A 13,140-nucleotide genomic window follows, 5' to 3' on the forward strand; every position below is an offset into this window, starting at 1 on the left:
CGTGGACCCGGCATCACTGCGCCGGACGGAAAACAGCCTTATTGTGCGCTGGCACCAATCTCTTTATCCCAGCGTCCGAGCAGCGCTTTACGTTTCGCCGCGTCACCGTAGGTTTTGAAGTCGTAATCAATCAGCTTGATGTTCTCAAAGCGCGGCGCGTATTCAGAGATCTCCGCCTGGCGGTTCGACGGCAGCTGGAACGATTTCGCCTCTTTCATCAGCGACTGAGCCTCGGCACTCAGCGCCCAGTCGTACCAGCTTTTGGCATTCGCCAGGTTACGCGCCCCTTTGATGATCGACATGGAACCAATCTCGTAGCCGGTGCCTTCACAGGGAGCGACCGGTTTGATCGGGAAGCCATCGACCTCCATCGCCACCGCATCGTGCATAAAGACGATGCCGAGGGTGGTTTCGCCACGGGCGGCGGCTTTCACCGGCGCTGAACCCGACTTGGTATATTGCGAAACATTGGCGTTGAGTTTTTTCAGGTAATCAAAAGCCTTGTCTTCTCCCATGATCTGCACCAGCGTCGCCAGGGTGTTATAGGCGGTGCCGGAGGAGTTCGGATTGGCGATCTGGATTTCACCTTTAAAGCCCGGGTCGAGCAGATCGGTCCAGCAGGCCGGCACCTTGAGCTTTTTCTGCGCCAGCAGTCGGGTGTTGTAACCCCAGCCCAGCGCACCGGCATAAACGCCCACGGTGCGATAACCGGAGATCTCCGCTACTTTTTGCGACCACGGCTGCTGCTGGTCGAGCAGCGGCGATTTATACACCTGAGTTAAGCCCTCTTCGGCTGCCTGCATATGCGGATCGCCGGTGCCGGCCCACCAGATATCGGTCCGCGGATTGCGCGCCTCGCTGCGGATACGTGCATAGGCCTCCCCGGCTGACAGCCGCACCATGCTGAGATTGATGTCGGGATGAGACTGGCTGAACTGGCGGGTCATCTGTTCACAGACCACCACATCCGCAGAGCAGATCATGTTGAGATTACCGGCCGCAGCCGCAGCAAACGGTAAGGCCGGACAACTGACGATGACCGCAGCGAACAGAGATGAGTAACGCATGGTGTTCTCCTTGAGGGCGGGAATGGCGCCTGATCGCGCTTTTTGCACTGCTGTGCAAAGTAGTAAGGCGACCCTCAGGATGTGTCAATCGGCATGTTAAGCAACTGTGAGGCGTCTTCACAAATTTTGTACAATTTGCCTGCAATTTGTTTTGCACAGCCTTGCAACTTCAGGCAGACTCAAAACGTTTAACGGTGGCAGCTAACGGCAGCAGCGGAGAAAACCATGCATCAACTTAAGGCGGTAGTCAGTGCGCAGGATGTCGCTGACCGGGCAGGCGTCTCCCGCTCTGCGGTGTCGCGCACCTTTACGCCAGGTGCCAGCGTGTCGGATGCTACGCGGGCGCGGGTGATGAAAGCAGCTGAAGAGCTGGGCTATCACGTTAATCATCTGGCACGCGGGCTGGTACGCAACCGCAGCGGCATTGTCTGCCTGATCGCCTCTGAAGTGGACACCCCCTACCGCGCCAGCCTGGTACGCTGGATGACCCAATACCTGCAGGAAGCGGGAAAGGTGGCGATGCTGATTAACACCGATCGATCAGATGAACGGGTCTCTGCTGCCTTACAGCAGGCGATTAACTTCCGTGCCGATGCCTCAATCATTCTCTCCGGCATGCCTGACAGCGCGATAACCCAGCTCTGCTACAAGCACGGACAGCATCTGGTGCTGATTAATCGTGATGAGTCCCTGCCCGGCTCCCTCAGCATTAATCTCGACTCGCGTCCGGCAGCCGAGATGGCGGTCAACGCCTTTATCCGTGCTGGCTGTCAGCGCATCGCGTTTGTTAACTCACTGGCCGGTACCCCGAGCCTGCTGAAACGCGAGCGGGATTTTCTGGCAGCGGCGGAAAAAGCGGGGGTCAGCGTCCTGGTTGAGCACTTTGGTTCGACCTCATATGAAAGCGGTCAGATCCTGGCGCAGCGGCTGCTGACCCGTAAAATCCGTCCTGACGCGGTATTCTGTGCCACCGATTTACTGGCGTGTGGCTTTATGGATGAGGCGCGCCACCGTTTTGCCCTGCGTATTCCGGAGGATCTGTGCATTGTTGGCCACGACAATATTCCGCAATCGGGCTGGTCCTCCTACAACCTCACCACCTTTGCCCAGCCGGTGGAGCAGTTTGCCGGTGATGCGATACGCTGGCTGACCGACACCGAGGCGCAGCAGGATCAATTCCCCCCCACCGCCGAACAGCAAAGCGATCGACGGATATATCAGGCTGATGTGGTGTGGCGCGGTTCAGTACGCGGCGGGTAAATCGTCTGATTTAATTTTATTGCCGCTGCGTTTACGCCGGTAAAATAACCCTTTTGCGGCTTTACGCTTCGCTTTAAATAAGCCGGCTTATTGCCGCAAATTATCGCCCTGCAGTGGCGCAGCATCCCGATTTTCTGTCTATCCTTGATCAGCATTATTAATTTACCTGACGCTTCACTGCTCAATGAATAAGCAGTCAGATGTGACAAATATCACATTTGTGCCAGGCTTAATCACTCAGATAATGATGTTCAAGGAGCTTACAATGACGACACCAACGAACAAGACGCTCGATCTCGATCAATTTCCTAAGCCTCCTTTTGAGGAACAACCGCAACAGGCACCTGGCTTAGCCAGCAAAATGATCCCGGTTCCCGATCACGGTGAAACCAGCTACCGCGGCACCGGCCGGCTGACCGGACGTAAAGCGCTGATCACCGGCGGCGACTCCGGTATTGGCCGTGCGGTGGCCATCGCTTATGCCCGTGAAGGTGCAGATGTGGTGATCAACTATCTGCCAGAAGAACAGCCCGACGCCGATGAAGTGATTAAATTAATCGAAGCGGAAGGCCGTAAAGTTTTCGCTATTCCGGGTGATATTCGTTCTGAAGAATTTTGTCAGCAGCTGGTAAAACAGGCGGCCGATAAATTAGGCGGTCTGGATATTCTGGTTAATAACGCCGGACGCCAGCAGTTTAATGAGTCCATTCGTACCCTGAGTACCGAAGATTTTGACGCGACGTTTAAAACCAACGTTTATGCGATGTTCTGGATCACCAAAGCGGCGCTGGAATATCTGCCACGCGGTGCATCGATTATTAATACCTCGTCGGTGCAGGCGTTTAAACCCAGCGATATTCTGCTGGATTATGCCCAGACCAAAGCGGCGATTGTTGCCTTTACTAAGTCACTGGCGAAACAGCTGGGCGGCGAAGGCATCCGGGTTAATGCGGTCGCACCTGGCCCATACTGGACCGTGCTGCAATCCAGCGGCGGTCAGCCTCAGGAAAAAGTGAAGCAGTTTGGTGCCGACTCACCGATGGGCCGCCCTGGCCAGCCGGTTGAAATCGCCCCGCTCTACGTTACGCTGGCCTCGACGGAGAGCAGTTACTCCTCCGGCCAGGTCTGGTGCTCCGATGGCGGCACCGGCACCCTGTAATCACGCTCCCCGGTGGCCGCATAATGCGGCCACTTTTTTGTCCTGCCTGCGCCCGATTTGTCAGTTGTCACAGTGAAACAAGGAAGAAAGCCATGGAAAACCAGATCTTCCATCAGCCGGCCCGAGATAACGGCTTTGCCGGTCTGGGTGATTATGCCGCCATTGGCGAGGGGCGCTCAGTGGCGCTGATTGCGCCGGATGGCGCGATTGACTGGTGGTGCGCGCCAAACCTGGATGCTAAACCGCTGTTTGATCGCCTGCTGGACGCCGGTATCGGCGGCTACTTTCAAATCGTGCCGCGCGATCCCTATCGGGTGACGCGCCGCTATCGCGATAACAGCAACGTGCTGGAAACCTGTTTTGACACCGACCGCGGCAGCGTGCTGCTGACCGAATCGATCAACAGTACGCTGGCGGGAAGATTGCCGTGGGGCGAACTGGCGCGCCGTATTGAAGGAGTCAGCGGCGAAGTGGAGTTGCAGATTATCCTGCGATTCGGCACCGCCGCTGAAACCCGTTCGCCGTGGATTGCCGACACCGAGAAAGGCAAGGTATTCCACATTGCTGACGTCATGGCGATGTTCCGCACCAGCGACGATATCCACATTACGCTGCTGGATGATGAACAGGTCTGCGCTACGCTGCGGACCTCGGCCGGGTCGCGCTCACTCTGCGCGCTGCTGATCACCGAAAACGAGCCGCTGGCCGTCCCAGAACTGTCCGCCATCGATCAGCGAATTGAAACCAGCCACACCGGCTGGACCAGCTGGGTAGAAAGCCTGAGCTATGACGGCAGCTACCCGGCGCTGGTGAAGCGCTCTGCCCTGTCACTGAAGTTTCTCTGGTACTCACCGACCGGGGCGCTGGCGGCCGCGGCCACCACCTCGCTGCCGGAAGGGATCGGCGGCGAGAAGAATTACGATTATCGCTACGCCTGGGTGCGGGACGCCTGCCTGATTATTAAAGCCTTCGTCTATCTCGGCGCACTGGAAGATTGTAAAGCGGCCTTTTCGTGGTTGTCGCAGACCATCCTGCGGCACGGCGTCAGGCTGCGCGCCTGCTATGCGCTGAATGGCGATGAAGTGCCGGAAGAACGTTTTCCGCCGTTAAGCGGCTATCAGGATTCCCAGCCGGTGCGGGTCGGCAATAATGCCCGTGACCAGGTGCAGCTCAGCATGTATGGCGACATGCTGGCCACCGCGCAGCTGTTTATCGAGGCCGGACACGTGCTGGATATCACCACCTCGCGCATGCTGGGTGAGCTGGCTAACTGCTGTGCCGATCACTGGCGGCAAAAGGATTGCGGCATCTGGGAGTTGCCGGACCTGCAGCACTATACCCATTCTAAAATGGCCTGCTGGATGGCGCTGGACCGGGCGGTGGCGCTGGCCGAAAACCAGCACATCGAACCCACCTGGCTCGGCCGCTGGCAACGGGAACGCGACCGCATTCGTGACTGGATTGAGACGCACTGCTGGTCAGAACAGAAACAGGCTTACCTGTTTTATGTCGGCAGCGAGGATCGCCTTGACGCCTCGCTGGCGCTGGTACACAGCTACGGCAACGCGGTCAATCCACAGCGGATGCTGGCCACCTATCGCGCCATCCAGCAGACGCTGGGCAACGGCAGCGCCATGCTCTATCGCTACAGCGGCGTCGAGGTTGAAGAGAGTACCTTCCTCGCCTGCGCGTTCTGGCTGGCGGAAGCCTGGGCTGAAATGGGCGATGTCGGGCAGGCGGAACAGACGATGCAGCAGATTCTCGCGACGCTCGACCAGCACGGCAACGTCGATATTTTTAACGAAATGTTTGATGTCCGCAGTCAGAGCTGGCGCGGGAATATGCCGCAGGGCCTCAGTCATCTGGCGCTGATTTGTGCCGCGCAGGCGATTTCAGAATCGAAAGCGAGCGGCTGAGGTGCGCGGCTGTCGTGTCGGGGCAGAAGCTATTGCAGCCTGAAACGGGGATCGAAGAAAAAAGGCTCGACTACCACGTTGCTGATTATCGCGGCGGCGGCCGGATGCGCAGGATTAAACAGCGCGTTCCACTCGCCGGTCAGGGTACTCGGGACCTTGAGGATCAGCCCGTGATCCGGGCTGGCGAGCCAGCCATCCCCGATCTCCCGGGTCGAGGGCGGTGCGGGATCGGCCTGCCAGTCGTCGGGGAGTGCCGTCAGCGACAGCTCGGTGATCAGCGTTTCAGGCACGCTGATCGACAGCATCGAATAGTCATGCGCCAGATCCTGAATGCTGAGATGCACCAGCGCCTCCAGCACGCACAGCGCCCGGCTTGATCCCAGATAGACACAGCCGATACCGACTGAATTCCAGCGTCCGCCGTAGGTGCGGGCACCGAAACCGTCAAAGGCGGTCATCGCATATTCGCTTTTCACCAGCCGGAAAAAGCGCACCGCCGCCATCAGGTGATCACGCCATGTTCAAGCTGACCAATCAGGTTGAGCACCGCTTCCGCGCCCGCGACGGTGGTGGTCATCTCCGCCGGCTTTCTGCCGCCCAGCGCCTTGGCTGGCGTTTCCAGCCACTGCACCAGCCGCGCCGGATCGTCACGCAGCAGCGTGCTGGCGGCGGACAGGACGCGGATCAGCATGTAAATCCGTCCGCTTTGATCGGGCGAAAAGGTCTGCTGAGGATCTTTGACTTTGCGGTTGTAGGTACTGCGATCGATGCCCGCCAGGCGGCAGAGCCAGATTTCATCGAAGGCGGATAATGACGCGGTACGTTTCAACACCCCGCTGCTGAAGCCGACGGCAATCCGCTGATGCGCATCCGGCAGGGTTTCCGGCAAGTTCAGCGCATGCAGCAGCGAACTGTTGCGGCGACTGCTGGCGGGCGTATAAATGGCAATTGACATAGCATGGCCCTCTGTTCATTTGATTTTTATTTTAGCGCAAATGAACATGGTGCGCCAGCTTTACCCCTGACGTATCAGTCGGCGATAGCGCGCTGGCGTCAGGCCGGTGACCCGTCCAAAGGCAAACGTCCGACTTTCCGCCGCTCAACTGCTGCGAGGTGACCCGCCCTTCCCGCCGGCCCTGAGATGGCAAGGCCAGCGGGCGCTGGCGACCCGGATTACTGCAACGCTTCAAGAATTTCCCAGGCGGTTTTTATTCGCAGCGGATTGGGGTAGTTCTTGTTGGCGAGTATCACGATGCCGGTGTTCTGCTCGGGAATAAACGCAACGTAGGCGCCAAACCCGTTGGTGGCGCCGGTTTTATGCACCCAGCTGGCGCGTTGCGATGGCACGGCAGGATTCAGTAGCGTCGCCGGCTGAGGTTTAAGCGCGACGCTGCTTTCGCTGTCAGCGATTAGCGTGGCGGCACTGGCCGGCCAGTCGTAAATCTCCCAGCCCAGCCCCTGATAGAAATCCCGCACTTTGAAATAGCGTGACTGGGCGGTACGAATCGCATTCCGCAACACGGTATTGCCTGACGATAAGCGGTTAGGATCGGCATTGGCCTGCATAAAGGTCAGCATATCGCGGGCGGTAGATTTCACCCCATACGCTTCCGCATCCAGCATGCCGGGCGACACCCGCACCGGCTGTCCGTTTTTATAACCCCAGGCGTAGTCCAGCATCATTGAGGACGGTACGGTGATGTAAGTGCGCGTCAGGCGCAGCGGCTGAAAGACGTTTTTCTGCATCGCCTGCTGGTAATCGCCCTTCACCATCAGCGCGCCAAACAGACCGATACTGGCATTGGAGTACTGACGCAGCGTGCCCGGCTCAGCCTGCGGCTGCCACTGCTGATAATAGTTGAGCAGCGAAGCCTGGTCGGTCACCTCATCCGGCAACTGCAGCGGCAGGCCACCTGCGGTGTAGGTCGCCAGATGCAGCATCCGGATGTTGTGCCACTGGGTGCCGGTCAGCTGCGGCCAGTACTTCTGCACCGGATCGTTAAGGGCGATGTCACCATTGCGGATCATCACCCCGGCCAGCACCCCGGTGAAGGTTTTACTGACCGAGCCGAGTTCAAACAGGGTGTTTTCAGTGACTCTGCGGCCGGACGCCAGATCAGCCACACCGGCGTTGATGAACTGGGCCCGGCCTTTATAGAGTATTGCCACCGACATACCGGGGATCTCCTGCTGCTCCATCAGCGGTTCAATAGCGGTTTTAACCAGAGAGGTGACCTGCTGTGAGGTTAAGTCGGCGGCAACACAGCTGGCAGAAAGGGACCACAAAACAAGGTAAGGCAAAGACTTTTTCATTGGCAATTAACGGTTTCTTCACTGAATCGATTTATTTGCACTGGTCGGCGCAGGCCTGCACACAGATCTGTGCTTGTGAGCTGCACGCCCCGGTATCACGGGTATTACAATGGGATCGTTCGACGTAGCAGTTGGTCTGACAGGCGGAGACGTCGCATCGTGCGGCGGCAGGCGTCAGCTGTGGCAGCGGCGCACGCGCCGGAAACTGGGGTGCAGGTTGAGCGAAGGCGCTGCTGCCCAGCAGTCCGGACAGCAGCAGGCTGATGAGTAATTTCATGATTGATCTCCAGATGAACGCTGCACTAAGTATGACTACTCTGGCACGCGTCGTCCGGGAAATCTTATCAAATTGGCAGGACAGGTGGATGTTGAGTGACGTTGATCACGCCGCGGCGATAAATATCATGCAGCCGGACAATATAGCGCTGAGGATCGTGCTGATCTTTAATCCTCAGGATCGCCGCCTCGCCTTTCTCCTGCAATATTTCCGGCCGCTCAATGATGGCCAGCAGCGTCTGCTTCAGCCCGTCCACCAGCGCCTGGCGCAGCTGCTGTTTTTGCTGTGGCGTGGTGATACTGTATTCACGATCGCCATTCAGGGTTCCGCCAATCACCCAGCCGGCGCTGGCCGGATTGATTTCCGGCAAGGCGCGTACGTTACTGGTAATCACCGGACAGCCGCTGGCCTGCATTTCCAGTACTGAAAAGCCGTACGTCTCCTGCCAGGTCGGCAGTAAACCGACGTCGCTGCGCCGAAACAGCTGCAGCAGCACCGCGTTTTCCAGCCGCGCCAGATGCGTGAAGCAGCGATAACGGCCGATGCGGCTCTCAATTGAACGATAAAATGCCTCGTCATCCTGATGTTGCCGGTGCGCCACGTTATGACGCCTGGTGAGATCGCCGATTAACTGCACATCCAGCTGCGACTCATCCAGCTTTCGTTCTTCAATCAGCTCACTGACGGCCAGCACCACTTCGGCGCCGCCTTTCCGGTAAAACTCATTGCCGGCGAACACCAGGCGGAACACCCCCGGCTGGCGTGGCGCTTTATGCGCGGTGAACAGGGTCTGTGGCGGATGCAATACCACCGTTTTCCGTCTGATCTGCTGGGCAACGCCGCCATCGGACGGGAACAGTTTCATCTGTATATTCAGCGTCGCGTCTGAAATGGCAATCAGCCCCAGACAGTTATCTTTCAGCAGATGGGGAATTAGCCGCTGCAGTTCAGGATTATCCTGCTTGGCAACACCCGGCACCGGCAACACCCGCGGTAATTCAGTTTCAAATGAGGCAACCCATTTCTGACGGGTAATGGCGACTTCATTAAACAGGTGCAGAATGTCGGGCCGGGATGCAGGTAAAAATGGCACCGGCAGAAAAACAAAAGCTTTATTCTTTTTGAGTAAGCGCGTCCGTAACGGGTTAATAAAGTAAAACAGATTGTACTTTTTGAGATTAATATATTCGTTTTCCGGATTAACCAAAATATTGCGCTGCTCCGGATAGTGATTATTAGTGATTCCAATTTTCATGATCGTATTCCAGAGTCCTTGAGTCCCGGATAATCTATATCATGCGATCCTGAATGCTGCGCCTGCGTAATATCCTAAAAATTGTTTTCGCCGCCAGCTGGCAGAAATATTAATGATTGCACAGTGCGCCTTATTGCTGACTTGCTGGTGCGGATAGAGAAATAAGGCATTTTATTTACATCCATCATCATTTTAGCAGCGGTAAGCCTCTGATTTATGGTGAACAGTAAAATAGCAGCAAACAGCGAGCCAATATTGATGTGCAAAATTAAATATTTGTTAAAAATAAACCCTGCCAGCCCTGAATAAATTAGTTGATAAGAATTCAACTAATCAATTTTATTACACTGACTTTGAGTCTGATGGGCAAAGAGTCCCAAAGTGAGCGGTCATCTGACACGCTGTTGTTGAAACGATTGATACAAAAGCCTGTTATCAGCAGTGAGAATGCACTGTTTTAGCGCGCCAGAGTGCCACATAATCGTGCGAGTCGCCCCATATCTAAAACTACCTTTGCATCTGATCGCCCGTTAATTAAATGATTTTATTATAAAAGATCACCCGCCATCTCCTGTGCTACGGACTGGTACAAAAGTTGCTATACCAGCATTAAGCAGACAGGAGAAAAACATGAAAGCAATCGTTATTGGTGGCGGCATTGGCGGAATGAGCTGCGCCATTGCGCTGGAAAAAGCGGGTATTGAGGTTGAAGTGTTCGAAGCGGTGCAGGAGATGAAGCCGGTCGGAGCGGCGATTTCAATCTGGCCGAACGGCGTGAAATGCCTGAATGCCCTCGGCATGAAGGCAGCGCTGCGCGCACTGGGCGGCAACATGGCCTATATGGCTTATCACGACGCAGTAACCGGTGCCGCGCTAACTCGTTTCAGTATGGCGCCGCTGGTGCAGCAGGTCGGTGAGTTTCCCTATCCGGTGGCGCGCGCCGAACTGCAGGCGATGCTGATTGATACTTTTGGTCGCCAGCGGGTCAATTTCGGTAAGCGGGTGATTCAGGTTGAACAGAGCGATAACGGCGTGATTGCCACTTTCGCTGATAACAGCCAGGCGAGCGGTGACTTTCTGATTGCGGCTGACGGCACACATTCGGTGATCCGTGAATATGTGCTGGAACAGGCGCTGGAGCGGCGCTATGCCGGTTACGTCAACTGGAACGGTCTGGTGGAGATTGATGAGAGCATCGCGCCCGCCGATCAGTGGACCACGTTCGTGGGCGATGGCAAGCGCGTATCGCTGATGCCGGTAAGCGACAACCGCTTCTACTTCTTCTTCGACGTGCCGCTGCCGAAAGGATTGCCGCAGGATCGCACGACAGTCAAAGCCGATCTGAGCGGCTATTTTGCTGGCTGGGCCGCACCGGTGCAGAAGCTGATTGCGGCGATTAATCCCGGGACGACTAACCGGGTTGAGATACACGATATTGAACCGTTCAGCCGCTTTGTTAAAGGGCGCGTCGCGCTGCTCGGTGATGCGGCCCACAGCACCACCCCGGATATCGGCCAGGGCGGCTGCGCGGCAATGGAAGACGCTATTGTGCTGGCTTCGACGCTGGCATCGCACTCGCTGGGTATCGAGGATGCCCTGCTGCGCTATCAGGCGCGCCGGGTTGAGCGGGTCAGGGATCTGGTGCTGAAAGCGCGTAAGCGTTGTGACGTCACCCACGCCAAAGATCCGGCGGTGACCGAGGAATGGTATCGTTCGCTGAAAAGTGAAACCGGCGAGCGGGTGCTGGCCGGAATGTGTGAAACCATTGAAGGCGGCCCGCTGGGGTAGTCCGGCCGCCCTCTCTGCCTCCAGCGGGCGACATCGCCGCCCGCTGAGTGCATTTACTCCGCCAGACCGCGATTCTTCAGCATCGGCTCCAGCTGCGGCGGACCGCCACGCCAGCTTTCATACAGATTTTTCAGGTCGCTGCTGTTACCGCGCGACAGAATTTTCTGGCGGAAAATATCGCCATTTTCCCGCGTCAGACCGCCCTGTTCGACAAACCACTGGTAGCCATCATCGGCCAGCATCTGGGTCCAGATATAGGCGTAGTAACCGGCGGCATAGCCTCCGCCCCAGATGTGCTGGAAATAGCTGGAGCGATAGCGCGGCGGCACCGCCGCTAACGCCAGATTGTCGCTCTGCAAGGCCTGCTGTTCAAAGCCGTCGACGCTTTGCGGCGTCCGATCGCCGGTCAGGCTATGCCAGTGCAGGTCCAGCAACGCCGCGGCCAGCAGCTCACTCATCTCATAGCCTTTGTTAAATTTACCGGCGCGGATGATCTTTTCATGCAGCGCGGCGGGCATTGGCTCTCCGCTTTGATAGTGGCGGGCGAACTGGCGGAACACCTGCGGCTCACTGGCCCAGTGCTCATTGATCTGCGACGGAAACTCCACAAAATCACGCGGGGTTTCGGTGCCTGACAGGCTCGGATAGCGCTGGCTGGCAAACAGGCCGTGCAGCGTATGACCAAACTCGTGAAACAGGGTAATCACCTCATCCCAGCTCAGCAAGGCAGGCTCACCGGCCGGCGGCTTGGTGAAGTTGCAGACGTTGTAGATCACCGGCTTACTCTCAAGCAGCGTCGACTGGTTGACGAAGTTGCTCATCCACGCCCCACCGCCTTTGCTGTCACGCTTGAAGAAGTCGGTGTAGAACAGCGCCAGCGGCGTCTGGTCGGCATCAAAAATCTCATATACCTGCACGTCGGGATGGTAAACCGGCAGATCCTGGCGTGGCGTAAACTGAATGCCGTAGAGCTGAGTCGCCGCCCGGAACACCCCATTCTGCAGCACGCTGTTCAGTTCAAAGTAAGGTTTGATCTGACTCTCATCCAGATCGTACTGCGCATGGCGCACCTGTTCGGCATAGAAGTTCCAGTCCCAGGCGCGCAGGGTGAAATTGCCCTGCTGGCGATCGATGGTCTGCTGGATGGCCGCCGCTTCCCGTTCAGCCCGCGCCCGTGCAGCAGGCACGATATTGCGCATAAAAGCAAACGCGGCATCCGGCGTTTTTGCCATCTGATCCTGCAGCTTCCAGTCGGCATAACTCGTAAAGCCCAGCAGCCGGGCCTGCTCCGCCCGTACCTGCGCCAGACGCAGCACCAGCTCGCGGGTGTCATTCTCATCGCCTTTTTCGGTGCGGGTCACGCCAGCATGGAACAGCGCTTCGCGGGTCTGGCGATCGCGCAGACTCTGCAGCGCTGGTTGCTGGGTGGTGTTTTGCAGCACCAGCAGCCAGGCATTTTCCAGCCCGCGCGCGCGGGCTTCTGCCTGAGCGACCGCTAAATCGGCCGCCGCGAGGCCCGCCAGTTTCTGCGCCTCATCCACCACCAGACCGCCCGCCTTGGTGGCCGCCAGCAGCTTATTGGTGAAGCGGGTACTGAGGCGCGCCGCCTCCTGATTCAGGGCTTTGAGCTGGTGTTTCTGGGTTTCCGGCAGATTGGCGCCCGCCAGCTGAAAGCGCTGCCAGATCACCTCGACCAGCCGTTTTGATTCAGCGTCGAGCCGGGCGCGCTGCAGATACACCGCATCCAGTCGCGAGAACAGCGGCCGGTTGAGCATAATATCGTCGCTGAGCGCGGTAAGCTGCGGAGCGATCTCTTCATCCACCTGCTGCAGATACGGACTGGTGTGCGCCGACGTCATGGCGCTGAACACCAGATTGACCCGGTTCAGCAACTGCCCGCTCTTCTCCAGCGCCTCATAGGTATTCTGAAAGGTTGGCGCGTCACTGCTGGTGGCAATCGCCTCGACTTCGCGGCGTTTCTCTTCAATGCCCGCCTGTAACGCGGGCAGGAAATCCTGCTCTTCGATCTGATCGAACGGCGGTGCCTGATAAGGCAAAGTGCTGGCGCTAAAGAAAGGATTCTGACGGGCGTTCATGATTCGCTC

General features: G+C 57.4%; 12 protein-coding genes. 4 read left to right on the plus strand and 8 right to left on the minus strand.

All coding sequences use genetic code 11. The features are described from left to right. Nucleotides 1-38: 38 nt before the first annotated feature. A complete protein-coding gene (locus tag AC6I8I_RS09460) occupies nt 39-1,067 on the minus strand; it encodes an ABC transporter substrate-binding protein (protein WP_312756981.1) in 1,029 nt (342 codons plus the stop codon). 225 nt (nt 1,068-1,292) lie between these two features. On the opposite strand from AC6I8I_RS09460, the gene AC6I8I_RS09465 reads away from it, so the two are divergent. The 3 genes from AC6I8I_RS09465 (at nt 1,293) to AC6I8I_RS09475 (ending at nt 5,402) form a co-directional block, all read left to right on the plus strand. After that, a complete protein-coding gene (locus AC6I8I_RS09465) occupies nt 1,293-2,327 on the plus strand; it encodes a LacI family DNA-binding transcriptional regulator (protein ID WP_497828607.1) in 1,035 nt (344 codons plus the stop codon). A 265-nt stretch (nt 2,328-2,592) separates the two neighbouring features. Continuing rightward, nucleotides 2,593-3,486, plus strand: coding sequence for an SDR family oxidoreductase (locus tag AC6I8I_RS09470; protein WP_312054628.1), 894 nt, complete (start codon nt 2,593-2,595; stop codon nt 3,484-3,486). A gap of 92 nt (nt 3,487-3,578) precedes the next feature. Continuing rightward, nucleotides 3,579-5,402, plus strand: a complete 1,824-nt coding sequence (locus AC6I8I_RS09475; RefSeq protein WP_497828608.1) for a glycoside hydrolase family 15 protein — start codon at nt 3,579-3,581, stop codon at nt 5,400-5,402. A 29-nt stretch (nt 5,403-5,431) separates the two neighbouring features. Here the strand turns inward: AC6I8I_RS09475 and AC6I8I_RS09480 are convergent, their stop codons facing one another. The 6 genes from AC6I8I_RS09480 to AC6I8I_RS09505 form a co-directional block, all read right to left on the minus strand. Next, entirely contained in the window at nt 5,432-5,905 is a 474-nt protein-coding gene (locus tag AC6I8I_RS09480; RefSeq protein ID WP_312756985.1) for an RES family NAD+ phosphorylase, read from the minus strand. Next, entirely contained in the window at nt 5,905-6,357 is a 453-nt protein-coding gene (locus AC6I8I_RS09485) for an Xre family toxin-antitoxin system antitoxin (protein ID WP_031376718.1), read from the minus strand. Before AC6I8I_RS09485 ends, AC6I8I_RS09480 begins: the two co-directional genes overlap by 1 nt. Nucleotides 6,358-6,575: 218 nt before the next feature. After that, nucleotides 6,576-7,715 (minus strand): class C beta-lactamase, encoded by a 1,140-nt coding sequence (ampC, locus tag AC6I8I_RS09490; protein WP_497828609.1) that lies wholly within the window; start codon nt 7,713-7,715, stop codon nt 6,576-6,578. Between the two features lie 31 nt (nt 7,716-7,746). Beyond that, nucleotides 7,747-7,992: a hypothetical protein gene (locus AC6I8I_RS09495; RefSeq protein ID WP_312054618.1), complete on the minus strand. Its 246-nt coding sequence runs from the start codon at nt 7,990-7,992 to the stop codon at nt 7,747-7,749. A gap of 67 nt (nt 7,993-8,059) precedes the next feature. Further along, nucleotides 8,060-9,247, minus strand: coding sequence for a glycosyltransferase family 4 protein (locus AC6I8I_RS09500; RefSeq protein ID WP_312756988.1), 1,188 nt, complete (start codon nt 9,245-9,247; stop codon nt 8,060-8,062). A gap of 74 nt (nt 9,248-9,321) precedes the next feature. Then, on the minus strand, nt 9,322-9,576 hold the full coding sequence (locus AC6I8I_RS09505) for a hypothetical protein (protein ID WP_497828610.1): 255 nt from the start codon (nt 9,574-9,576) through the stop codon (nt 9,322-9,324). Nucleotides 9,577-9,877: 301 nt separating this feature from the next. Here AC6I8I_RS09505 and hpxO point away from each other — a divergent pair, with 301 nt between their 5' ends. After that, nucleotides 9,878-11,035, plus strand: a complete 1,158-nt coding sequence (gene hpxO, locus AC6I8I_RS09510; protein ID WP_312054614.1) for an FAD-dependent urate hydroxylase HpxO — start codon at nt 9,878-9,880, stop codon at nt 11,033-11,035. A gap of 53 nt (nt 11,036-11,088) precedes the next feature. Here the strand turns inward: hpxO and dcp are convergent, their stop codons facing one another. Further along, nucleotides 11,089-13,131, minus strand: a complete 2,043-nt coding sequence (gene dcp, locus AC6I8I_RS09515) for a peptidyl-dipeptidase Dcp (RefSeq protein ID WP_497828611.1) — start codon at nt 13,129-13,131, stop codon at nt 11,089-11,091. Nucleotides 13,132-13,140: the final 9 nt, after the last annotated feature.

Source organism: Pantoea sp. X-Soil-YNGN-775, from assembly GCF_059730575.1.